This is a genomic window from Cohnella phaseoli, assembly GCF_003386235.1.
Lineage (GTDB): Bacteria > Bacillota > Bacilli > Paenibacillales > Paenibacillaceae > Cohnella > Cohnella phaseoli.
On record NZ_QRDZ01000025.1, the window covers coordinates 109,243 to 130,619 of the forward strand.

Annotated in this window: 19 protein-coding genes; 5 read left to right on the forward strand and 14 right to left on the reverse strand. The window is 55.7% G+C overall.

Features of this window, described 5'->3' with window-relative positions; translation table 11 throughout:
- Positions 1-180: 180 nt before the first annotated feature.
- Positions 181-2,874: a glycoside hydrolase family 78 protein gene (locus DFP98_RS26555; protein WP_116063654.1), complete on the reverse strand. Its 2,694-nt coding sequence runs from the start codon at positions 2,872-2,874 to the stop codon at positions 181-183.
- A 125-nt stretch (positions 2,875-2,999) separates the two neighbouring features.
- Here DFP98_RS26555 and DFP98_RS26560 point away from each other — a divergent pair, with 125 nt between their 5' ends.
- A complete protein-coding gene (locus tag DFP98_RS26560) occupies positions 3,000-3,866 on the forward strand; it encodes an AraC family transcriptional regulator (RefSeq protein WP_116063655.1) in 867 nt (288 codons plus the stop codon).
- A 37-nt stretch (positions 3,867-3,903) separates the two neighbouring features.
- On the opposite strand, the gene DFP98_RS26565 is transcribed toward DFP98_RS26560, so the two are convergent.
- From DFP98_RS26565 to DFP98_RS26575, 3 genes are all read right to left on the reverse strand, one after another.
- On the reverse strand, positions 3,904-4,263 hold the full coding sequence (locus DFP98_RS26565) for a response regulator (protein WP_116063656.1): 360 nt from the start codon (positions 4,261-4,263) through the stop codon (positions 3,904-3,906).
- Positions 4,264-4,362: 99 nt separating this feature from the next.
- Positions 4,363-4,938: a beta-class carbonic anhydrase gene (locus DFP98_RS26570; RefSeq protein WP_116063657.1), complete on the reverse strand. Its 576-nt coding sequence runs from the start codon at positions 4,936-4,938 to the stop codon at positions 4,363-4,365.
- An 89-nt stretch (positions 4,939-5,027) separates the two neighbouring features.
- Entirely contained in the window at positions 5,028-5,954 is a 927-nt protein-coding gene (locus tag DFP98_RS26575; RefSeq protein ID WP_116063658.1) for a S66 peptidase family protein, read from the reverse strand.
- 140 nt (positions 5,955-6,094) lie between these two features.
- Between DFP98_RS26575 and DFP98_RS26580 the strand changes: the two genes are divergently transcribed.
- From DFP98_RS26580 to DFP98_RS26590, 3 genes are all read left to right on the forward strand, one after another.
- On the forward strand, positions 6,095-7,243 hold the full coding sequence (locus tag DFP98_RS26580) for a DUF4062 domain-containing protein (RefSeq protein WP_181917959.1): 1,149 nt from the start codon (positions 6,095-6,097) through the stop codon (positions 7,241-7,243).
- On the forward strand, positions 7,240-7,425 hold the full coding sequence (locus tag DFP98_RS26585) for a hypothetical protein (protein WP_116063660.1): 186 nt from the start codon (positions 7,240-7,242) through the stop codon (positions 7,423-7,425). The genes DFP98_RS26580 and DFP98_RS26585 overlap by 4 nt, the downstream gene beginning before the upstream one ends.
- Before the next feature lie 72 nt (positions 7,426-7,497).
- Positions 7,498-8,367: a VOC family protein gene (locus DFP98_RS26590; protein WP_116063693.1), complete on the forward strand. Its 870-nt coding sequence runs from the start codon at positions 7,498-7,500 to the stop codon at positions 8,365-8,367.
- 79 nt (positions 8,368-8,446) lie between these two features.
- On the opposite strand, the gene DFP98_RS26595 is transcribed toward DFP98_RS26590, so the two are convergent.
- From DFP98_RS26595 to DFP98_RS26620, 6 genes are all read right to left on the reverse strand, one after another.
- Positions 8,447-9,220 carry a hypothetical protein gene (locus DFP98_RS26595; protein WP_116063661.1) on the reverse strand — a complete coding sequence of 258 codons (774 nt, stop codon included), beginning with the start codon at positions 9,218-9,220 and terminating at the stop codon, positions 8,447-8,449.
- Between the two features lie 148 nt (positions 9,221-9,368).
- On the reverse strand, positions 9,369-9,980 hold the full coding sequence (locus DFP98_RS26600; RefSeq protein WP_116063662.1) for a BsuPI-related putative proteinase inhibitor: 612 nt from the start codon (positions 9,978-9,980) through the stop codon (positions 9,369-9,371).
- Between the two features lie 493 nt (positions 9,981-10,473).
- Positions 10,474-11,679, reverse strand: a complete 1,206-nt coding sequence (locus tag DFP98_RS26605) for an MFS transporter (protein ID WP_116063694.1) — start codon at positions 11,677-11,679, stop codon at positions 10,474-10,476.
- 224 nt (positions 11,680-11,903) lie between these two features.
- Positions 11,904-14,138, reverse strand: coding sequence for a carboxypeptidase-like regulatory domain-containing protein (locus tag DFP98_RS26610; protein ID WP_116063663.1), 2,235 nt, complete (start codon positions 14,136-14,138; stop codon positions 11,904-11,906).
- Positions 14,116-14,436: a hypothetical protein gene (locus tag DFP98_RS26615; RefSeq protein WP_116063664.1), complete on the reverse strand. Its 321-nt coding sequence runs from the start codon at positions 14,434-14,436 to the stop codon at positions 14,116-14,118. The genes DFP98_RS26610 and DFP98_RS26615 overlap by 23 nt, the downstream gene beginning before the upstream one ends.
- Positions 14,429-14,974 carry a sigma-70 family RNA polymerase sigma factor gene (locus DFP98_RS26620; protein ID WP_342772511.1) on the reverse strand — a complete coding sequence of 182 codons (546 nt, stop codon included), beginning with the start codon at positions 14,972-14,974 and terminating at the stop codon, positions 14,429-14,431. Before DFP98_RS26620 ends, DFP98_RS26615 begins: the two co-directional genes overlap by 8 nt.
- Positions 14,975-15,118: 144 nt before the next feature.
- Between DFP98_RS26620 and DFP98_RS26625 the strand changes: the two genes are divergently transcribed.
- A complete protein-coding gene (locus DFP98_RS26625) occupies positions 15,119-15,448 on the forward strand; it encodes an HIT domain-containing protein (RefSeq protein ID WP_116063665.1) in 330 nt (109 codons plus the stop codon).
- Between the two features lie 353 nt (positions 15,449-15,801).
- On the opposite strand, the gene DFP98_RS26630 is transcribed toward DFP98_RS26625, so the two are convergent.
- From DFP98_RS26630 to DFP98_RS26645, 4 genes are all read right to left on the reverse strand, one after another.
- Entirely contained in the window at positions 15,802-16,542 is a 741-nt protein-coding gene (locus DFP98_RS26630; RefSeq protein WP_116063666.1) for a stalk domain-containing protein, read from the reverse strand.
- A 118-nt stretch (positions 16,543-16,660) separates the two neighbouring features.
- Positions 16,661-18,730: a LuxR family transcriptional regulator gene (locus tag DFP98_RS40035; RefSeq protein ID WP_116063667.1), complete on the reverse strand. Its 2,070-nt coding sequence runs from the start codon at positions 18,728-18,730 to the stop codon at positions 16,661-16,663.
- 335 nt (positions 18,731-19,065) lie between these two features.
- A complete protein-coding gene (locus DFP98_RS26640; RefSeq protein WP_116063668.1) occupies positions 19,066-19,746 on the reverse strand; it encodes a queuosine precursor transporter in 681 nt (226 codons plus the stop codon).
- A gap of 153 nt (positions 19,747-19,899) precedes the next feature.
- Positions 19,900-21,357 (reverse strand): DHA2 family efflux MFS transporter permease subunit, encoded by a 1,458-nt coding sequence (locus tag DFP98_RS26645; RefSeq protein ID WP_116063669.1) that lies wholly within the window; start codon positions 21,355-21,357, stop codon positions 19,900-19,902.
- Positions 21,358-21,377 lie beyond the last annotated feature (20 nt).

Consider the following 21,377-nt stretch of genomic DNA (forward strand, 5'->3'; position numbering starts at 1 on the left):
TTCATTTGGCAAGGTTGTTCGCTTAAAGTTATCCCAGAATAAAAAAATCATACCATCACGGAGCCGAAGCTGCATGAAGGTATGATGAACATTAGATGAAGGTTTCATGAAGGCAAAGAAAATAATGATGCTAACAATGCAGATTACAGCCCAAGACGCACCGAAAAGATATGACCCGAACTACTCGGCGGCTTGCGGCTGAGCTACTGCCCAATTGAAGCTGTACTGCCCGGAGCCAACCGTCAGCTCCACTCCGCTCTCCGCTTCCCGAACGGCGGCAACGCCATCGGCCGCATCCAGCTTCGAGCCGTTCTCTCTCGCCGTCTCGAGAGTCGCGTTGGGCAGCAAAATCTCCGCCGTCGTATTCGCCGGAACCGTTACCTCGAGCGTCATTCCGTCGTCCGTACGCTTCCAGCAGCTGCGAATTTCGCCGTACATCGTTTCCAGGCGCGCTTCCGCCCAGTCCAGTCCTTCGCCCGGCTGCGGACGGATGAGAATCTTCTTGTAGCCCGCGACCCGTTCGTCCATATCGATGCCGGCAACGCGACGATACAGCCAATCGCCGATCGCTCCGTAAGCGTAATGGTTAAACGAATTCATATCCGCGCTCCAGAACGAGCCGTCCTCCTTGATGCCGTCCCAGTGCTCCCAGATCGTCGTCGCGCCTTTGGTGACCTGGTACAGCCAGGAAGGATAATCCTGTTGGAACAGCAGCTTGTAAGCCGCGTCGTTGTGACCGTTGTCGGTCAGCGCAAAGTTCAAGTAAGGCGTGCCGACAAAGCCCGTCGTCAAATGGAATTTGCTTTCCTCCATCAGCTCCATCAGCTTGGCAACCGCGCGTTCCTTCGCTTTCCCGTCCAGAATGCCGAACACGAGGCCGAGCACTTGAGCGGTCTGGGTCGGTACAGTCAGCCTGCCGTTCGGACTTACGAACTCGTCGTAATACGCCGCTACGATTCCTTCGTACAGCTTGCCGTACTTGGCGGCGTCCTCTTCCTTCCCGAGCGCCTCGGCCGTCTTCCTCAGCAGCGATGTGGAATAGGCGTAAAACGCCGTAGCGATATAATCGCGGTCGGTCGCGCCAATATAGGTGTCCGGCTTGGAATCGAGACCGAGCCAGTCTCCGAAATGGAAGCCCGTATTCCACAGCAGCTCGTTGTCGCCCTGCTTGCGGATATACTCTACCCAGGCTTTCATGCTGTCATACTGCTCCTCCAAAATTCTTTTGTCCCCATAGCAGAGATAGATCGTCCAAGGGCAGATGACCGCCGCGTCTCCCCAAGCGGAGGAGGAGTGGGAATTCTCGTCCAGCACGTTCGGAATGACGAAAGGAACGCCGCCGTCTTCGCGTTGGTCGGTGGCCAAATCGCGGCTCCATTTCGTAAAGAACGGGGCGACATTCCGCAAGTATGCGGCCGTGCGGATGAACATCTGTGCGTCCCCCGTCCAGCCGAGCCGTTCGTCGCGCTGAGGGCAATCCGTCGGCACATCGAGGAAATTGCCTTTCAGCCCCCACTCGATGTTGTGCTGCAGTTGATTAACTAGCGGGTCCGAGCATTCGAAGCTTCCGGTCGGAGCCATGTCGCTGTGCAGCACAATGCCGGTGAAATCCTCCAAGCGAATCGTCTCCGGGAAACCGGTCAGCCGTACGTATCTGAACCCTTGGAAGGAAAATCTCGGTTCGTACGTTTCCGCTTCTCCTCCCTTCAGGATGTAGCGAATTTCCTGTTTGGCCGCACGCAGGTTGGTAATATAGAAGTTGCCCTCCTTGTCCAAAACCTCCGCATGATGCAGCACGACTTCCGTGCCGGCTTCGCCTTTTACCGTGAATTTCATCCAGCCGACCATATTTTGCCCCAGATCGAGCACGGTTTCGCCAAGAGGAGTCTTAATCAGCTCGATCGGCTTGATTTCCTCAAATTTGCGTACCGGATCGTTCTCCTGCATGATCAGCACGTCCTTCGACTGCTCCACGACGGCGACCGCCTCCCACTTGCCGTCGTCAAAGCCGGACGCGCTCCAGCCGGGAACCTCCAGGCGAGCGTCGTAAGTCTCTCCGTGATAAATTTCGGACATCAGAATCTGGCTAGGCGCCGTACGCCAGCTTTCATCCGAAACGACCGTCTCTTCCGTGCCGTCGTCGTACTCGATGTGCAGCTGCAGGAACAGCGCCTGCCGGTTTCCGTACAGACAGTAATGATCTTTCCAGGCCAACGGGCCCTTGTACCATCCGTTGCCCAGCATCGCGCCGATCGCGTTCTCGCCCTCATTCAGCATCGCCGTGACGTCGTAGGCCTGTACCTGAATCCGGTGCTCGTAATTCGTCCAGCCGGGAGTAAAATACTCGTCTCCGACCCGCGTGCCGTTCAGCTCCAGCTCATATAGGCCGAGAGCGCTGGCATATGCCCGTGCGCGTCTGACGCCCTTACCGACCGCAAAGCTTCGGCGAAGCATCGGACTCCGCTCCTCATAGGAAGCCGGTTTCTCCGCCAACTGCTCCTCCGATTTAACGACGCCGATCCATTTTGCGACCCATTCGCTCTTGTCCAGAATGCCCATCTCGAACCAGGCCGCCTCCGACCATTCCGAAGCTTCGCCGCTTGCGCTCCACGCTCTGACGCGGTAATGATAACGCTTGCGCGACGCTACCTCCAAATCGCCCAGCTCGACGTGCAGCGACTGTTCGGATTGTATTTTCCCCGAGCCCCATATAGCCGAATCGAAGTCCGCGCTCTCCGCAACCTCGATCTCGTAGGCGCTCTGAACGATCGACCTAGCCTCGGACTTCAGCTTCCAACTGATGCGCGGCCGCTTTACCTCAATCCCGAGCGGATTCCGCTTGTACTCGCAACGCAATTCGATAACTTGCAACATGGATAAACCACGACTCCTCTCTTACTGCCGAATTGCCTCTATGATATAATGGTTCCCAAGAAAAGTATCGGGGTATAACGGACATTTCGATTGGGATTTTCGGACATTTTGCAGGCGGTGATTGCGTGAATCCGATCCATACTTTGAAGGGCGACTACTTCTTCCTCCACGACCGGCTCGTCTATGTCAATCGGGCGTCCGAGGACTTCGAGGCGCCGGTGCACGACCACGACTTTATCGAATTCGCCTTCGTTGCCGAAGGAACCGGCTTCCACCATATCGACGGACAGGTTCACCCGATTCGCAAGGGTCAGCTCTTCCATATTCCGATCGGCGTGCCGCACGTGTTTCGTCCCGCTTATGTGGATGTGGCCAAGCATCCGCTGACCGTCTACAACTGCGTCTTCTCTCCTGCGCTGCTCGGAAGACTTGCCGGCTTCGTCTCGGAAACGCAGCTGGTACAATTCATCTCCGACCTTCGGGACGGCTCCGTTTCCTATTTTTACTTGTCCGATGCCGACGATTCGATCGAGCGGCTGGTGCTGGCGATGCACCGCGAATTTTCCATGCCGAGGGCGGCGTCTTCCGACTATCTGGACACGATGCTGATCCAGCTTCTCATCGTCGTGCATAGGCTGCGGCAGCATGCCCCCTCCTCCTCGGCGCGCAAGCTGACGCAGTTCGATCACCTTCTGTCCTACATGGAGCAGCATCTCGCCGAGCCGCTGTCGCTGCAGCGATTGGCGACGCTTAGCCGCTGGAGCGAGCGGCATTTGCAGCGCTTGTTCAGACAGCATACCGAGCAATCGTTCAATAGCTATCTTCAGGCTTTGCGGATTCAGAAAAGCTGCGAGCTGCTGCGAAGCACCGGACACAAGATCGGATCCATCGCCGAAATGGTCGGCTATAAGGACAACGCCTCGTTCCTCTCCGTCTTCAAGCGAATTGCGGGCATGACGCCGAACGAATATCGAAAAGCCGCTCCCCGATGAGGAGCGGCTAATTATGTGCGGCGGCAGAACGACCGGCTTATCCGATGGCCTTCGAGACCGCTTCGAGAACCCGGTTCGACTGAAACGGCTTCACGATAAAATCTTTGGCCCCGCTTTGAATCGCTTCGATGATCAGATTTTTCTGTCCCATGGCGGAGCACATGACGACGTTGGCGGAAGGATCGATCTTGCGAATTTCCTTCAGCGCCTCCACGCCCTCCATGACGGGCATCGTAATGTCCATCGTCACCAAATCGGGACGCAGCGCTCTGTACTTGTCCACCGCTTCCATGCCGTTCGCCGCCTCGGACACAACCTCGTGGCCCGCTTTTACCAAAATATCCTTCAACATCGCCCGCAAAAACGCGGCATCGTCGACGACCATAATTTTCGCCATTTTGTTCAACCTCCCGAACGTAGAGAACTTTGTCTCTATCATACTAGAAGGCTATAAACAAATTCTGAACAAATGACGAAGCCCGCTTCCGAAGAGCTTTTATTTCTCTTGTGCTTGCTCGTAGCCGTTGATCAGCCACTCCAGCTTGCCCGTCTCCGGATGAATGAGGAAACCGTGCACCGGCACGAACGAAGGTACCAACGGGTGGCGGCGGATCATGCCGACGCTATGACGAACGCCGTCCTCCGGCTTATCGAAGCCTTTCAGAAACTTTTCCATCCGAATGCCCGAATTTTCGAGCGTGTCCAGCACAACATCCGAGATGCCGTTCTCCTTGAACTTCTTCACCAGAGCTCCGGAATCGAGCTGCGTCATGCCGCAGCCGTGGTGGCCGATTACGAGCACTTCCTTGGCTCCCATCTCGTGAATGGCGATCAGAATGCTCCGCATGGCGCTTCCGAACGGCTGCGTCAGTACCGCGCCCGCGTTCTTAATGAACTTGGCATCGCCGTTGCGCAGATTCAGCGCTTTGGGCAGCAGCTCGACCAGCCGCGTATCCATACAGGTTAGAATAGCTACCTTCTTCTCCGGAAATTTATCCGTTAAATATTGCTCGTACTGACGTTGATCTACAAATTGGTCGTTGAACTCCAGGATATCGCTGACAAATGACATGCGTGTTCCCCTTTCCTGATGCGTTAAAAAGATGACAAGGCAAATATCATCTCTTAAGTTTATTTCTATTTGCTTCAAAATGCAAAAGGTTATATATAGGCAACTGCCGGCTCCAACCAAGTCAGCGTTCCTTCGTCCGCGTTCAGATTCACGAAGGCGCCGATCGGAACGGCCGCCTTGTACATGCCGTGACCGGATGCCAGCCCCGTTACGAGCGGCTTGCCCAGCGGAACGACAAACTCGTTGATGACGTCCTCGTACGATTTGCCGTAAGCGTCCTGGCACCCCGTGCATTCGCCCATGACGATGCCCCGGCAATCCCGGAACTTTCCGGCAAGTCGCAGCTGCTCCAGATAACGAAACACCGTATTCACCGGCTCATGGACCTCTTCCAGCAGCAGGATTTTGCCTCGCGTATCGATCTCGTAAGGCGTTCCGAGCGTGCCCGTCAGAGAAGTCAGGTTGCCACCGACGATCGGACCGCTAACGTTGCCGGGCACTTTGGGAACTAGCGGTATGCCGGGAGGATTGTCCAGCGCGCGCGGCACTGCCTCCAGGGACGTAGCGGTAAAAAACTGCGCGAAATTGTACGGAGGCGTATCCGGCCTGAAATCGATCAGCATCAGGCTGTGCAGCGTCACGATTCCGGACAGCTGCGTCAGCGCGTTCAGCAGAACGGTAATATCGCTGTAGCCGCTTACGATTTTCGGATGCCTGCGGATGAACCCGAAATCCAGATAGGGCAAAATCCCTTCCACGCCCACTCCTCCGCGAGACGGCAAAATAAGCCGCACGTTAGGGTCGGCGAACATGCTCATCAAATCCTCCGCTCTCTCGCGGGCAGTTCCCGCCAGGAAACCGTTCTCGTCGTAGATATGCCGCCCGACAACGACGTTCAGACCAAGCGACTGCAAGTAGGCGATCCGAGCGTCAATCGTCGCCGGCGCGAGCGGACTTCCCAGCGTAACGATCCCGACCGTGTCCCCCCGCTGCAGAGCCAGTGGTTTAATCGCCATCCCGACAGTCACTCCCTATCGTTTGTTATTGCTATATATATGTTTGCCGCGACCGTGATAGCCTAGCTAAGTTCAGGATGCCTCCGCTCCTTCTATGGGTTACAATGGAAGAAAAAGTATGGAGGGGGCGAGATAATAACTTGGCTAAAACAAAAATCTTTATCAGCTCGGTCAACGAGGACGGACTGAAGCGGCTGCGCAAGGAGGCGTTTGACGAACTAAGGAAGCTGGGGCACGAACCGATCATGTGGGAGGAAAATCTCGGACCTTGGCCGGCTCATACGGACACCGTCTCCAAGTGTCTCGACGCGGTCGGAGAAGCCGACATCTTCCTGCTCTTCGTCGGCAGCCGGGGCGGCACCTACTATAAGGAAGCGCAGCGGACAGTGACCCACATGGAATTTATTCAGGCCTACGACAAAAACAAAACTCTGCTTGTGTTCGTGGATACGACGGTCAAAGCGGTGTTCTTCGGCACGGCGCGACAGTGGATTGACGACTTTCGCGAGCAGTACATCTCCGAGGCCGGCCGCTCCCCGTCAGCCGACGAAGTACTGGCCGCCCTTCGGCATCATCCCGGCTTGCCGGCGCATATCGATCCGTACGTCTGGTTCCTGCTTCACGATCTGTCCGTCCGCAACGTCTTTATGGACGATCTCTCCCTCGGCGTTACGATCGATTGGCGGAATTATTTCAGCGATCTGTTGCGGCGCGGCTCCATGCTGCTTCCGCTCAGCCGCTCCATCGCGGAGACCGGCCGCAGGCTGGCGCAATCTGACGAAGCGTTCCGTCTGCTATCCGAGCTCATCTCTCTACAGCCGAAAACGGGAGGCACGGATTACGAATCGATCCTGAACGCGGTTGCGGGCCGAATGACGGGCGGGAGAATTGAACAGCGTTACGGGCCCTACGTATCGGAAAAAGTCGGGACGTATGGCGATTGCATCGGAGCGACTCTCTACGTCCGGGAAGGCGACAAAATGCGCTTCGTCGCCAAATGCGCCGACGTCGCCTGGAACCGTTCGTTCCGGCTGGACGACAAAAGCTCCTACGTTGCGCTCACCTACCAGATGAATAAGGATATTGTCCACTATACGCAGAGCAAAACGATGTTTTACGCCTGCTTCAAGCATGGCGAGCATGTGCTTACGCTGCACTATCCCGCCGATCCGGATTGGGACAACCGCAAATACATTACCTATCAAGAAAGCGTTAATGATGCTATAATGAATAAAAATCCGTATGTCGTCTTAATGGTCAAAATGATTTTGGGAGGTTTGCCGACATGAACGTCTACGTATCGAAGAACGGCAAAGTCAGTCTGGCCGTCGGCGAGCAGCCGAAGGACGCGCTCTTGTTCGCTCCAGCCAAGAAGTCGGCGACGCAGCTCGTGCAAGAAGATTTGTCCGCTTGGAAAATCAGCAACTCCCTCATTCAGGAGCGATTCGCCCAAGCTACGCAAAGACAATAAATCGCGATAAAATCATAACTGCCCGCAGGCTGCATGCCTGACGGGCAGTTTTTTAACGGAGGTATGACGATCGTGAACCGCTCCATCCACCCGGAAACCTCGCTTGGTCGGCTACGGCTCAGAGTCGGCGATCTTGAACGCTCCATCCGCTTTTACCTGGACGTCATCGGCTTCCGCTTGCTCGATCGCGCTGACAATACCGCGTCGCTTACAGTTGACGGTCAAACCGAATTTCTCCTACTGGAGGAAATTCCGAACGCTGTCGTCACTCCGGAAAGATCGGCGGCAGGCTTGTACCACTTCGCCATTCTCGTGCCTACCCGGGAGCAGCTCGGCTTGTCGCTCCGCCGGCTTGTCGAGGCCGGCATTCCGATCGGCCAAGGCGATCACCTGGTCAGCGAAGCTCTGTACCTCTCCGATCCGGATAACAACGGAATCGAGATTTATTGCGACCGACCGCGCTCGCAGTGGCGCAAAGACGCCGACGGCAATTACATTATGGCGACCGATCCGGTGGACATCCGGGGACTGCTGAATTTGGCGGGAGACAAGCCTTGGAACGGGCTGCCTTCCGCCACGATACTGGGCCACATCCATCTGCACGTGAGCGATCTTGCCGCGTCCCGCGCGTTCTATTGCGATGTCATCGGCTTCGATCTCGTCGCGGATCTCGGCCGGACGATGCGTGCCTGCTTTATCTCCGCCGGCGGCTACCATCATCATATCGGCTTTAACGTATGGGCCGGCGTCGGCGCCTCGCTGGCTCCCGCTAACGCAACCGGGCTTGCCTACTTCACGATCGCGGTTCCCGATGCGGCGGAGCTTGAACGAATCGTCGCCGACCTGGAGCGCGCCGGTTGCGAAGCGAAGCGGATAGCCGATTATGTGCAGACGCATGACCCCTCCGGCATCGAGATTCGCTTGACGGCGACCGGCGGCTGAGGTAATGAGGCGGACGGATTGTCCGAACATAGAAAGGGACGGATTGTCCGGGCGCTTCCCGGTAATCCGTCCTCTTGTTTTATTCTGCCGCGCTGTCGGAAGCCTCGCCCGGCTTGACATGCTTGCCGAATCCGCCATGACCGCGCTCGCCGCCTCCGAAGCGGAAGCCTCCGTTCACGATCCGTTCAGCCTGCTCGCCCGCTTCCGCAAGCCTCTTGTCCGCTTGCTCCTGCGTGATCTCCCCGGCCTGAAGCGCCTCGCCGACGCGCTTCTCGATCGCCGTCTTCTGCGCGTCTACGAGCTTCTGAACGTCTACCCCCTTATCTCCGGCCACATCCGCGAGCGACTTGCCTTCCTTAAGCTGCGCCTTCAATTCGTCCGCAGTTAAACCCAACGCTTCAGCAATTGCAGTCAGATCGCCTGCGCCGATTTTCCCGCCTTTATGGCCAAGTTCTCCTCCTGTATGAGGTTTGGCGTCAATCATCGCGTCTAATCCTTCGGCGAACTGCTGCTTCCGCTCCTCCAATTGCCGATTATACGCTGCGGTCAGAGCCGACTTCAGACTATCCCTGCTTACTCCCTGCTGGTCCGCGATTTCGCCCAGCGTCAGGCCGGATTTGGCCTTTTCGCGATAGGCATCCTTGTCCAGCTTCAACAGCTCCAGCACTTCCTCGCCGACTGCTCCTCTGCCGGACAGTTCCGGCCCGAAGCCTCTATGACCTTTGTCTACAGGAGCTGCCGTCGCCGATTCGGATGGAGACACACTGCCGGACGTCGTCGCCGCATAAGCGGAGAACGGAATCATGACCGCCAGAGCGGCCGTAATGCCAAGCGTCTTTACCGTTTTTCTCATCTTTGGTCCTCCTTGAAAGGGAAATGGGTCTTACCTCGTCCAGTATCGCCGTCAATGCTGAGCGAGGGCTGAAGCCCACCTTAGGGGAACCTTAGCGCTGGCTGAAAGTTGGTTGAAAAGGGAACGCCTTACATTCTTAGCTCCGCCGCTATCTCCTCAAAATCAAATCGGCCTCGGCCGTTAATTGCGCGGGATCCAGCGCCTGGCCGTCCGGCACCTTCACCGCCGCAGCGATACTCAAGCGCAAAGTGTAAATCCCATTCGGCACCGCATCGCCTTGATTGTCCGTCCAGTCCCACTCCTCCTCGAACTCGATCGAATCGGACGGCTTTAGCTTCATCTCAATCAATGCCTGCGTAAAGCTTTTATCGTTCGACCATCTGTAAATCTCCTCATCCCGACTATCGTACACGGCAAAATCGTAGCGCATTCCTGAGCCGAACGTCAGCTTCAGCTCCCGGTCGGATAGGTTATCCAAGGAGAAAAGGAGCTTAACGCTGTCCTTGTCCATCTTGGTCTGCAGCTTCGTTTGCAATAAACCCTGGATGTAAACCGGCTGCTGCTTACGGATGAGAGGCAGAGACTCCGCTTCCGTTTGTTTATAGACTTGCACGTCTTCCGCTGCCGCAGGCGCCGTGTCTGCCAACGAGGACTGCGTTCCCTGCGACGGATCGAGTTGATCCACCTTCTTGGCAGCGCAGCTGACAATGAGCAGCAGCGCGCCTAATGCGACCGCAAGTAGAGCTAGCCGTAGTTTCACCGTTTATCCCCCGCGTTTCTTTTTTAGAATGGACGTTCTACCGTTAAGACGCTGTTTCTTTGTTTGTAAACGAAAATGAATGGCGATATGTTGCTTCTATGTCCGGTTTCTAGCGTCGAGCACAAACCGCGGTTGCTGCCCCGTTCGTTCGAGGGAGGAGTGCACGCCTTGTTAAGTTAAAGCGGAAACTCCTCTTTAAATTCGCCGTCACACCCTTTTCGAGCAATTTAAAGCGGGTTTTCCACACTAATCCCCCAATTATCCTATTTTGTTAAAATTAGAACGGATTCTCCGCTTTAAATTTGCGCAATTTCCACTTCCGACAAAATTAACGCGGACTTCCCGCTCTATACCATTCTGCCCTTTCCCTTTACCCGACAGAACAGGAAGGAGCGGACAATCAGCCCTTCATTTCCGCAACTTCGCCGCTTCGTCGCGACTGCCCGTCGCACTAAAAAGCCGCCTCGGCAACGAGACGGCTCTCTTATCCTCATTAAATTTTGCCAAGCCAGGCGCCCGGTTTTTTCTTCGGACGATCCGGCGGCAGCAGTATCGCGAACAGACCGACAAGCGGGAAAAAGCTAAGCACAAACATAACGTCGTTGATGCCGAACATGTCGATAGACTGCCCAAGAGCAATGCCGCCGATCGCACCCATCCCGAAGGCGAGACCGGTCGTAAGTCCGGAGGCCATGCCTACATTCGCGGGCATCAGGTACTGCGCGTAAACAACGCTCACGGAGAAGCCGGACAAAATGATAAATCCGAGCAGCATAATGACCGGATACACCCAGAACAGCGGCAGATGAGGCAGCAGCAGCGCAAGCGGGGAAGCGCCGGCGATCGAAAATACGATCATGTTTTTCAGACCGAATTTATCTGCAAGCACGCCTCCGAAAAATGTCCCAAGCACGCCCGCAGCCAGAAACAGAAATACGGGAATTTGCGCCTGCTGCGTTGTTAACCCGTAATCGAACTTCAAGTAAAACTGATAAAAGCTGCCGATCCCGGAATGGTACCAGGAACGCGCGAATACGAGAAATACGAGCATTCCCATCGCGAATTTGACTCTCGGATGACTCGCTTTCTCGACAACCGTCGCTCCGGATGCCCTTGCGGCAGCCGTTGCCGTGCGTTCCCGCTCCCACTCGGCGAGCTTGCGCTTATACCAGGGAAGGAGGCCTAGCAGCACCGCAATCGCGAAACCGGCGAACACCGTGCCCCAAATCGCGCCGATCTGGCCCATATGCACGAAGATGAGCGCCGTCATCAACGGACCGAGCGTGCTTCCCGTATTGCCGCCGACCTGATAGACGGACTGGGCGAAGCCCCTTCGCCCTCCGGCTGCAAAGTAGACGACCCGCGAGCTTTCCGGATGGAAAACCGCCGATCCGATTCCGATAAAGACAACCGCCAGCAACAGCATCCAAAGATGCGAAGCGAACGCCAGCCCGACCATGCCGACCAGACTAAGCCCCATCGCAACCGGCAGCAGATTCGGGAGCGACCGCTTATCCGAATACAAGCCGACGACGGGCTGCATGACCGATGAAGTCATATTGAGCATAAAACCGATCCAGCCAAGCTGGAGCATCGATAGATTGAGCGATTCCTGCAAAATCGGATACAGGGCCGGTACAACCGCCTGCATGGAATCGTTCAGCATATGGGCAAGGCTAATAGCGAGTAGAACGGGCATCACTGTCTTCGTCCCCGGACTCGCTGCCGTGCCTTTAACTCCTGCGATTGAAGCCACAACTTTCCCTCCGTATGCGCTTATGAATTATACCAGTGTAGTTTTGCGGTACGGGGAAGTCAAGCCAAGCAATCGCGAGCTTGACCGCAGAAAAGCCCGCTCAAGGCGGGCGTTTCCTCTCAGGGGACAGAATATGACTTTTTGCAGACGTCGGCGAGGACTCCTTCTTAGTTGACGTTGCGCAAGGCGGTTACGAAAGCTTGCAGCATCGGTGCTCCGACAGCATCCAACGTCTGCGAATCTTCGTCGAAATAAGCTTCCAAAGCGCCCTTGAGAAGTTGGCCGTACGACGCCTTCATTTCGCTTTCCTCAATCGCCATTGCCTCGACTAGTCGGCTCCATTCGGGAGAATGGCTATCGTAAGGCGCGATTTCCGGGTAATCGGCCGCCAGCCCGGCAACCTTCTCTAACGATTCGCCGGCATACAGTTCGGCGGCCAAATAATGGCCGACGAAACGATGAGTACGATCGCGCTTCAACGCTTCGCGGAACTGAACGAGCGCTTCTTCCGTCCGCCTTTGCTTCATAAGGGAGGTCGCGTAACGAGATTGCGTATAGCCGTCCGTTATCCTACCGCTCGCCTTCAAATATTCTTCGTAATACTTCTCGGCCTCGCTCCATTCCTTGCGCGAGTCGTAGTAGTCGAACAATCCGAAGAGCACGCCTTTCTTGCCGGGAACCAGCTTGAGCAGCGCCTTCAAATAAGCAATCGACTCCGCCCGCAGCTCTGCCGATTCGTTAAAAGCGGACTGCGCTCCATAGATGCGAGTAATCATATAAAGGCTGTGACGATCTTGCGTATCGGCCTCGTAAGCCCGCCTGTACTCCGCCAGCCCCTCGTCCAAACGGCCGTCCAGCATGAGGCGGTCGGCAGCGGTCAACGTCCGTTCCTTCAAATAAAAGAACGGCAGCGCCCCCATCGTAGCCTCGTTCAGCCGATAGCCGTTGCTTCTCGCGATCAGCCTGCCGTCGTTATCGTACGCTTCCACATACCACGAGTAGCGGAGCTCCGGATTCGAGAAGCCGAGAAGCGTAGCGGAGTCGGGTACTGACCTGCCATCCTCATCGCGGGAAACGAACCCGCTCGGAGCTTCATACAAGCTCTGGACGGGCAATGCGATCTCGGATTGCGCAATTCGATCCTCAATAATGCTGCTCGTCGACCCATTCTCGATCGGAATCGTACCGTACAGCGCGTAATAGGAAGCCCCCTCGATCGGCTCCCAAGAAAACTTCACCGTCGCTCCGGTCAGCTTCGCCTCGTTCACCGGTTCCTTGATCGAGATTAAGGGACGAAGGGTAACGTTTTCCGTCAACGTATCGCCGTCCTCGACGACGATCCAATCGTCGTTCATTGCAGGCCATGTCCAGCCGTCGATTTGATCGAACGGCAGGCCGAGATACAGTTGATAGTTGCCCGGAATAACGTTGTTGAATTCGTAGCGCCCTTGAGCGTCTGTAAAGATCTGGTACGGCTCTCCGTCCACGATACTGTGGTTAACGTCCCGCTCGCTTCTCAGGAACACACCCACGCGGCCCAACAGCTTGCCTTCGCTCCGCCGCACCGTCCCGGACACGGTCGCCCCGCTCCCGTTCATCGTCTTCTCCAGTTGCATACGCAGCAGCTTCAGCTCCTCCAGCTTGGCCGGAACGAAATCCTCATTGTCCGGAAGCTCGGACTTGAGTTGCCCGATCCGTTCCTCCAAAGCTTTCAGTTCGCGATCCACCGCTTGAATAGCGTCCTCGCCCTTTCCTTGTCCAACCAGAAGCTGCGCCTTGAACTGGACGACCGAACCGGAGAAATCGAGATCCGTGGACGCCGGCTCTGCCTCCAACCGTTCAATGAGCCTCATCGCTTCTCCAGGCTTCCCTATCTGCGCATATACCTTCGCCCGTTCCAGCATCAGCTTCCCTCGCCAGGTTCCGCCCCGCTCTTCCGCCTGCTCCAGCAGGCCCAGCGCCTGGTCGGAACGCCCCTCGCCCATATAATATTGCACCAATTGAGTCGCCGCCCTGAACCGATAGCTATCCGCCGGTCCGTCCGCTACGTACTCCAGCAAATACGGCAGCATCTCCTCCCAGCTCCAGTGCCGGGTATTCTCGTTTTGCGGAGAACCGCTCCATACCGAGGACGGACCGACGTACACGTCGAACCCCCGTGCCGGAGAAGCTTCAACGTAGGAAATCATATATTCGCTAATCAGCTCCAGCCTTTGGGACGAGGTCGCCCGATCGATAGCTGCCAACATCACTTCTTTGCCTCCGGGCGCGCCGGCTGCATAATCCTGAATAGCCGCCCGAACCTGAAGCTTCGGGATAACGACCAGTTGAAGCAGAGACACCGCTGCGCCTATGAGCAGAGTTGCGATGACGAGATGCTTAACCTTGATCCTTATTTTCAATAGCTGCCACCGCCCTCTCGTAATCGTCCTTCCAGTACGTATTGCCGCCGACTTCGACCAATTCTCTACGATTGTCCGCTGCCTCGCTGCCGTCGTCCGAGCTGCGCAGCTGGGAGGCGGCGGCAACGGCCAACAGGATGACAAAGCTTAGCCCGAGCGGCACGACCGGAAGCTCAAGCTCCTTGTTCCACAGCGCCAGCAGCCGGTCGCTCCAAGACCGGGGGTGCGTTCTCCGCACGACGTCCTCCTGTCCGCCGAACCGCAGCTCCTCCAACTCCTCGCGCAGCCTTTTATTCATAGACTCCCGCTCCATCTTCATCCCCCTTCTCCAGCAGCGTTCGCAATCTCGCGCGTCCTCGGGACAGTCTGGCTTTTACCGTATTCTCGTTGCTGCCGAGCTGCTCTGCGATTTCCAACACGCTTAGCTCGTTAAAATAATAGAGTGCGATGACTTCCCGGTACTTGTAATCCAGCTCATGGATCGCCTCGCTTAATCGTTCGGCGCGCCATTGCGCCAACAGCAGCTCCTCCGGCCCAGGCTCGGTCTCCTCTGCCAAGCTCTCTACGCGATCGAACGGAAACAGACTTCTCCAGTTCCAGGTCCGCATCCTCATCCGACAGCGGTTGGCGACGATCCGCAGCAGCCAGCTTCGCAGCTTGTCGGGCTGCTTAAGCTGATCGATCTTGGCGTACGCCTGCACGAACGCGTCCATGACCGCCTCCTCGGCAGCCTGCCGATCCTTCACGAGCAAGTAGGCGGTGCGCAACAGTTCGTCGCCGTACGCCGTCATCAGCTCGCGCAACGCGGATTCGTCCTTGGCGATTAATCTTCTCACGACATCCAGACCGGCTTCCCTCCCTACAAGAATAAGATGCGTCCCGAACCGATCAGGTTGCAAACACGCCAAATAAAACGAAAAGTGCCCCTCTCGCGCATTAAAGAATGTTAGAATAAGGAAAAACAACGTGGAGGGCTAGCAATGAATGAGGATTTTTATTGCGATGAGGTATTAAGCGGTCGCACTTCCGTGCAGAAAGTAATCGAGACTGACAATGTTCTTGCCTATCATCACACTCGTCCTTATTACCCTGTCCACATTGTTGCGATTCCTAAGAGGCACATTTCATCGCTGCTAACCTTGGAGCAGAGCGACAATGAACTTCTAATCGAGCTGATGGACGTTGTTAAAAAGGCGGCATCGCAAGTACAGTCTGAGCATGGGGCTTGCAGAGTGCAGACCAATTTGGGCAAGTATCAAGACTCCAAGCATCTTCATTTCCACGTATACTATGGCGAACCTTTACGCTAGTTGATTCACTCGCATTCCTTCCTCGAAAAATGGGACATGCACGGCTGCAAGCGCCGCTAATCGGCCCTTACGGACCAGCGGCGCTCGCAGCGCATCCATCTATTCGTCATTACGGGCTTACAGGCATCCGGGCTTGCGACCTTCAGCATCCGGACAATGGCCGACGCCGCATCCGCCCGCGTGGACAGCGTCAGCGGCGCAAACTAGTCGGGCAAGTCGCCGACGATAATAATTCCGGTCTCCGCAGCCTTGTTAACGGACAGCATAGCCCATGCCGGAATCGCCTCATAAATCTGCTCCTTGTCCCTGAACGCCAATTGGCCTGAGGAATCCTCCTGATTCAGCAATATCGCTCAGCTTGCAGCCGGCTCGCTGTCGAAATAGGACGTATCCATAATTCTCGCATAAATGTAAGGATTCAAGTTATGACTTTGCACGTGGATTTTGATTTTGTCGAGGCCCGCTATGTTAAACTCCATACGGGTGGCCGAATCCTCCAGGCTAGCCGTATGCGTTTCGAGAGCGGTAAGCGCCGTGTTGCCGGCTTCATCCCCCGCATTGTAGAGCGTAAATTCCACATCGTGCTCTCCCGGGCTGACGATGGCGGCATCCAGAACAAGACGCTTATACTTGCGGTCCAAAGTAAAAATAATATCGCCGTACTGGTCGATTTTCAGAACTTGTTTGTATTGCTTCTCGTTGACTCGCGTTTCTCCCGGATCGCGCGTCGCGACGACATAGATGTTGTCGATCTCCATCGGCATCGCGAAGATCGGCGTCTGCGCTCCCGGTTGGTCTCCGATATAAATTTTTTGCGTGGCGGCGTCGAATTTGACCGGCACTTTTAATGCTTCGGCTACAGCGCGAACCGGTAAATAGTTGACCCCGTTATAGTATATCGCCGACATAGGTTTGCCGTTAGCGTCTTTGGGCTGCCACGCTTCGCCGTTAAGCACGAAGGTCGCGCTCCGGTTAAAAAAAGCCTTGATCGGCTCCAGGTTGACGGCCGCATACGCGGACCCGATAGAGCTGGACAATAGCGCGACAATAAATAAAGCGACTAACGTCGATTTCTTCCTCCAAAACCTCATCATTATAAAACACACCCTTCCGCATACGCGTTTTAATACCAAGCAGTTCCAGCTTAGCACCGTGCGATGGCGGCGGGTATTATCTGAAAGTCGTAAAAAAGTAGCAAAATGGAGGGGGGGATCAACGCCCCGAACCGGCTCCGTTCGGCGGAGACCGGCGCCCCGCATGCAAGTTGAGCAGCTGCGTACGTTTCTTGATTTGAAGCTTGCCGTAGATGTTGGTAACATGCCTCTTGACCGTCGCTTCGCTCAGAAACAGCTTCTGAGCAATCTCCAGATTGGAGCAGTCCTGGACCATAAGATCGACGACCTCCCTCTCGCGTTTGGATAACAGCTCAAAGCGATCTTCCCCGTCGTGGCGAGCCTGCGAGATTCCGACCGCGGCAATCATTCGATTCAAGTAATCCTGTAGCCTGGATCCTCTTGTATCCAGCGCGAAATAAGGCGTCGGCTTGCCGTCGCCGTATTCGAAGTGAACGATCTCCTTGACTCTCTCGAACCCCAGCCCGCGAAAGATGGCATGAAAGAAAGGAATCGCGGGGGAAGTCGTCACCATCAGTCCGGCGGAAAGCATGTATTGAATGAACGTTAGTCCGGCCATATGACATAGCGTAGGATCGGAATAATCGCTCACTTCGATAAACATGACAAAATATCCGGCCGCTTGTTCGCGCGGAGTTCTCAGCCGCTCCAGCTCGGGCTTGGACAGACTGGAGAAATAGGCGGAGAACAGCGGGTGAGTCAGCAAGTAGTCCAGCGTACGCTCATGAATCGGCAGCACTCCCGCCATTCCGCATATGCAGCCGCGAGCGTCCCTGAGCAGCTTGACGATACTCGGGTCTAGACGATACAGCTCATGCAGGTTCAAATGCCGATAGATGTTGATGCAATCGGAAGCCTCCATAAAGTATTCGAATGGTTCTCCGGATTCCGGATTGTACCCGTTGATGCGAACATCGCGAGCCGAAGCAAGCCTGGCCGCGATGTATTGCTCGGCTTCCGTCCAATTCGCCGGGCTCAGCGCCTCCGCGAATCCGCTGACGAACTGCTGATAAAATAAAGTGCGCACCAGACGATCGCCGATATAGTACACCCAGTCCGATCTTTCCCACGCGGAGGGGATAGCGGGCGGCTTTTTTTTCAAGGCGAGATAGTAGAAGGTCACGCATCGCTCCCACAAGCGATCGTAGTAATTCGGCGCCCGCTGGCGCAGCTCGTAGCCGACGGCGTCGCGCAGCATATCGTGCAGCACCCAGCCGTTGTCGGTCTTGCGGACGAACGAGAATCCGGTCAGTTGGAGGAATTGCTCCGTCGGCACCGGCTTCTCCAGCACGAAGCTCAGCAGCTCTTGATTGAAGCGCCGCAAGACGGCCGCCGCCTCTACCGCTTCCCGGACGGCGGCATTCGGCACTTCCTTCAACCAGACGCTGACCGTCTGCGCGAAAGCGTTTTCGATCGCTGCGGCATGAGCAGGCAGCACGGATTGGGCAAGCGTAGTCGAGACAAACAGGGATAATGTCAACGGATGTCCCCTTGTGCGACTCCATGCCTGGCGAACGAGCTCTTCCCGCTCAATCCCCGAGCGGCTCAAATATTGCTTCACGGCCCGGTAATCCAGCTCTTCCAGCGGCATCCGCACGATCAGTTGGCGCCAAGCCGGAGAAGCGAGCCACGGCCCCTGCAATGGAGTTCTGCCGGATATGACGATCCGAACGTCCCGGCTCAGCCGCGGTAGAAATTCCTCCCGCAGCCATCCCTCCAATTCTCCGATCTCTTCGAACGTATCGAGAGCCAGAACCCGTTTTCGGCCGCCTGCGGGATCGCGCAGCTCATCCAATACAAGCTCCGTCAGCGAATGAACATCCTGAGCCAGAGCGTTCAGTCGTTCCGGCGAATAGCCCAGGGAACGCAGCAGTTGCCGGCAGAAGCCGACTGACTCCGGGCCAAGCGCGCGGCAGTCTAAGAGAAGATACGGAATACGGGCCGCTTCGGATAGTCGGCGAAACTCATCCAGCAGGTAACTCTTCCCGGCTCCCCCCGTGCCATACACATTAAGAATGCATCCTTCGGAGGAACCGCTCTCCAGCCGCCGCGCGTAAACGTCAAGCTCCCGTTCCCTGCCCACGAAATATTGCCGCTCCAGGCGGTCAATCTCTCCGGCAAGACTTGGCACTCGAATGTCCTTCTCCATCGCGATCCGCTCACCTCGTCGCTTTATCCGCTCTTGAGCTCGGATCGTCGATCCCGCTCCGATAATCTCTTCCTATAATTGTAACAGATGCGGAATTTACTTAGATAGAGGAAATGGAGGACCCAGAAGCACAATTGCTAAAGATGATCGATAGACAAAGTAAGGGGTATGTACCTCCTGGAGACTGCCTCATACGCTCCTGAAATTACCTTGCAACGGGTTTACCATTCCCATTTCAGGAGCGTATAGCATCGGAAGGAGGTACATACCCCTTGAGCCTTTATCATCGATTATCTTTCACAGTAACTTGAAGTACTTATGGGACAGCCTCTTGCTTATGCTTCCTTAAACTTAAAGCTGCGAGCCCAGTATATGACCGGAGTCGAAGCGACCGAAATGACGAATTTGAGCAGATAAGTCGTAATCGCGATTTCCCACCAGATGTCCCAAGTGTACTCTCCGGCAAACGCGATCGTGCAAAATACCAGCGTATCGACCATCTGGCTGACGCCGATGCTTCCGTTGAGGCGAATCCATAGCTGGTTGCGCGACGGAAATTTGGCTCTGAGTTTGCTGAATATTTTCACATCGAGAAATTGGCTGACGAAGTAGGCTGCGAGACTGCCCAGCGCAATGCGCGGAGCCAAGCCGAAAATCGTCTGCAGCGCGGGATCGCCGAAGTCCGTCTCCTGCGGCTGAAAGACGAGCACCATCTGCATAATCGCCGTCGACATGAGCAGGAAGAAAAATCCGAACCAGACCGCTTTCCTCGCTTCCTTCTCTCCGAACTTCTCATTGATCAAGTCTGTCGTCAAATAAATCGTGCCGTACATCGTGTTGCCCAGCGTCATGACGAATCCGAACATGCCGATCGTCTTCACCACCTGTATGTTGGCCAGTATGACGGCGGCCGCCACCCAGGCGTACAGACCGTTCTTGCCGAACATCCGATAGCAGAGCAAGAACAGCGCGAAGTTGACCAGGACGAATAGAACGCCCCAACCGAAATTGAACATAGAAAACCAGCCTCCTAGTTTTGATAACGCGGGAGTTTTCGAACCGCGGCCCTCATTCGCCGGGGCATGCGTCAAACGACTTATTATAGCATGAAAAAGCCGGAAGTCGGATGGATTGTTTTCCCATCGACTTCCGGCTTCTATCCGATCCCGTTAAGCGGCTTTACGCTCCGGACGCTCGTCTCTCGGCAGCTTGACCTTGCCGACGAACAGGCTCAGCGGAAGCGCGGCTACGGCGATGAACGTCGCGACCAAGTAGACGTCGTTCACGCTCATCGTAAACGACATCGCCGAGATGTAAGCCACGTCGCTCTCCCCCGCCTGGGCGAAGGCAGCGCCATGGTGCGCGGATCTTGTCGCCAGCATCGTCGTGAAGATGGCGATGGCGAACGATCCGAACACGTTGCGGGTCCAGTTCATAATCGCGGACGCATGTCCCGACAGCTCGCGCGGCACCAGTTCCATGCCGGCGTTGCTGGCCGGCATCATGACGAGGGCGATGCCCAGATTGCGGACAACCATCCAGAACAAAATATAGCCGTGAGACACATCGATGCTCAGCCAGCTTAGCGTCAGCGTTCCGACCGTCAGCAGAATAATGCCGACAAACATGAGCCAGCGAGGACCGACCGAATTGTACAGCTTCCCGATAATCGGCATCACAAGCGCCATAGCCAGCGAAGCCGGCAGCAGGATAAGTCCGGTATCCATGGCCGATACGTGCTGGATACGCTGCAGGAATACAGGGGTCAAGAAAGTGCCGGAGTACAGGCTGATTGTCAAAATGTTCGTGATAATGACATTGATCGTATATCTGCCGTTGCGGAATACCCGCAAATCCAGCAGCGGGGACTTGGCCGTCAGCTCCCTCCAGGCGAACAACGCAAGCACGAGCAAGCCTCCGATAAGCAGCGTCAGCGTTTCCCATGAGCTCCATCCCCATTTGTGCCCCTGCCCTAGCGCGAGCAGCAAGGATGTGCTGCTGACGATAACCGTTACGAATCCCAACGCATCGAAACTCTTGGGCACGTTTAGCCGATAATAAGGAATATACACCGCGACGCACCAGATTGCGATCAGACCGATCGGCACGTTCATGAGGAACAGCCATTGCCAATCGTAGTTCTGCAGCAGCCAGCCGCTGAGCGTCGGGCCGAATGCCGGCGCCATCATCGAAGCCAGCCCCCATAGCGCCATCGCCATCGCTTGCTTTTCTCTCGGAATGATCTGATAGATAAGAGCCATCGTCGCCGGAATAATAAGACCGCTGAAGGCTCCCTGCAGCACGCGGAACGCGATCAGCGAGGTTTCGTCCCATGCGGCCGCGCACAGAGCCGAGGATAGCGTAAAGCCGATCAAGGAAAACAAGTATAACCGTTTGTAGCTGAACTTCTCTCCCAAATACCCTACGATCGGCGCCGTCGTGCCCATTGCGAGCATAAAGCCGGTCAGCGTCCATGTGATCGTGTCCAAACTCGTCTGAAAATGATCCTTCAATATCTCCAAGGCGATATTGATCGTGCTGGATGCTAAAATACATAGAAACGATCCTATAAATATTGCAACCATTATCGGCATGAAACGTATTTCTTGATTATTGCGTTGTTCCATTGTGATTTCTCCGCGCCTCC

What these genes read in the sequence shown, in the direction of transcription:
- DFP98_RS26645 (WP_116063669.1), bottom strand. Translation starts at nt 21,357, where the DNA reads ATGGAACAACGCAATAATCAAGAAATACGTTTCATGCCGATAATGGTT.
- DFP98_RS26615 (WP_116063664.1), bottom strand. Translation starts at nt 14,436, where the DNA reads ATGAATAAAAGGCTGCGCGAGGAGTTGGAGGAGCTGCGGTTCGGCGGA.
- DFP98_RS26555 (WP_116063654.1), bottom strand. Translation starts at nt 2,874, where the DNA reads ATGTTGCAAGTTATCGAATTGCGTTGCGAGTACAAGCGGAATCCGCTC.
- DFP98_RS26625 (WP_116063665.1), top strand. Translation starts at nt 15,119, where the DNA reads ATGAATGAGGATTTTTATTGCGATGAGGTATTAAGCGGTCGCACTTCC.
- DFP98_RS26630 (WP_116063666.1), bottom strand. Translation starts at nt 16,542, where the DNA reads ATGATGAGGTTTTGGAGGAAGAAATCGACGTTAGTCGCTTTATTTATT.
- DFP98_RS26570 (WP_116063657.1), bottom strand. Translation starts at nt 4,938, where the DNA reads ATGTCATTTGTCAGCGATATCCTGGAGTTCAACGACCAATTTGTAGAT.
- DFP98_RS26605 (WP_116063694.1), bottom strand. Translation starts at nt 11,679, where the DNA reads ATGCCCGTTCTACTCGCTATTAGCCTTGCCCATATGCTGAACGATTCC.
- DFP98_RS26585 (WP_116063660.1), top strand. Translation starts at nt 7,240, where the DNA reads ATGAACGTCTACGTATCGAAGAACGGCAAAGTCAGTCTGGCCGTCGGC.
- DFP98_RS40035 (WP_116063667.1), bottom strand. Translation starts at nt 18,730, where the DNA reads ATGGAGAAGGACATTCGAGTGCCAAGTCTTGCCGGAGAGATTGACCGC.
- DFP98_RS26565 (WP_116063656.1), bottom strand. Translation starts at nt 4,263, where the DNA reads ATGGCGAAAATTATGGTCGTCGACGATGCCGCGTTTTTGCGGGCGATG.
- DFP98_RS26575 (WP_116063658.1), bottom strand. Translation starts at nt 5,954, where the DNA reads ATGGCGATTAAACCACTGGCTCTGCAGCGGGGGGACACGGTCGGGATC.
- DFP98_RS26595 (WP_116063661.1), bottom strand. Translation starts at nt 9,220, where the DNA reads ATGAGAAAAACGGTAAAGACGCTTGGCATTACGGCCGCTCTGGCGGTC.
- DFP98_RS26640 (WP_116063668.1), bottom strand. Translation starts at nt 19,746, where the DNA reads ATGTTCAATTTCGGTTGGGGCGTTCTATTCGTCCTGGTCAACTTCGCG.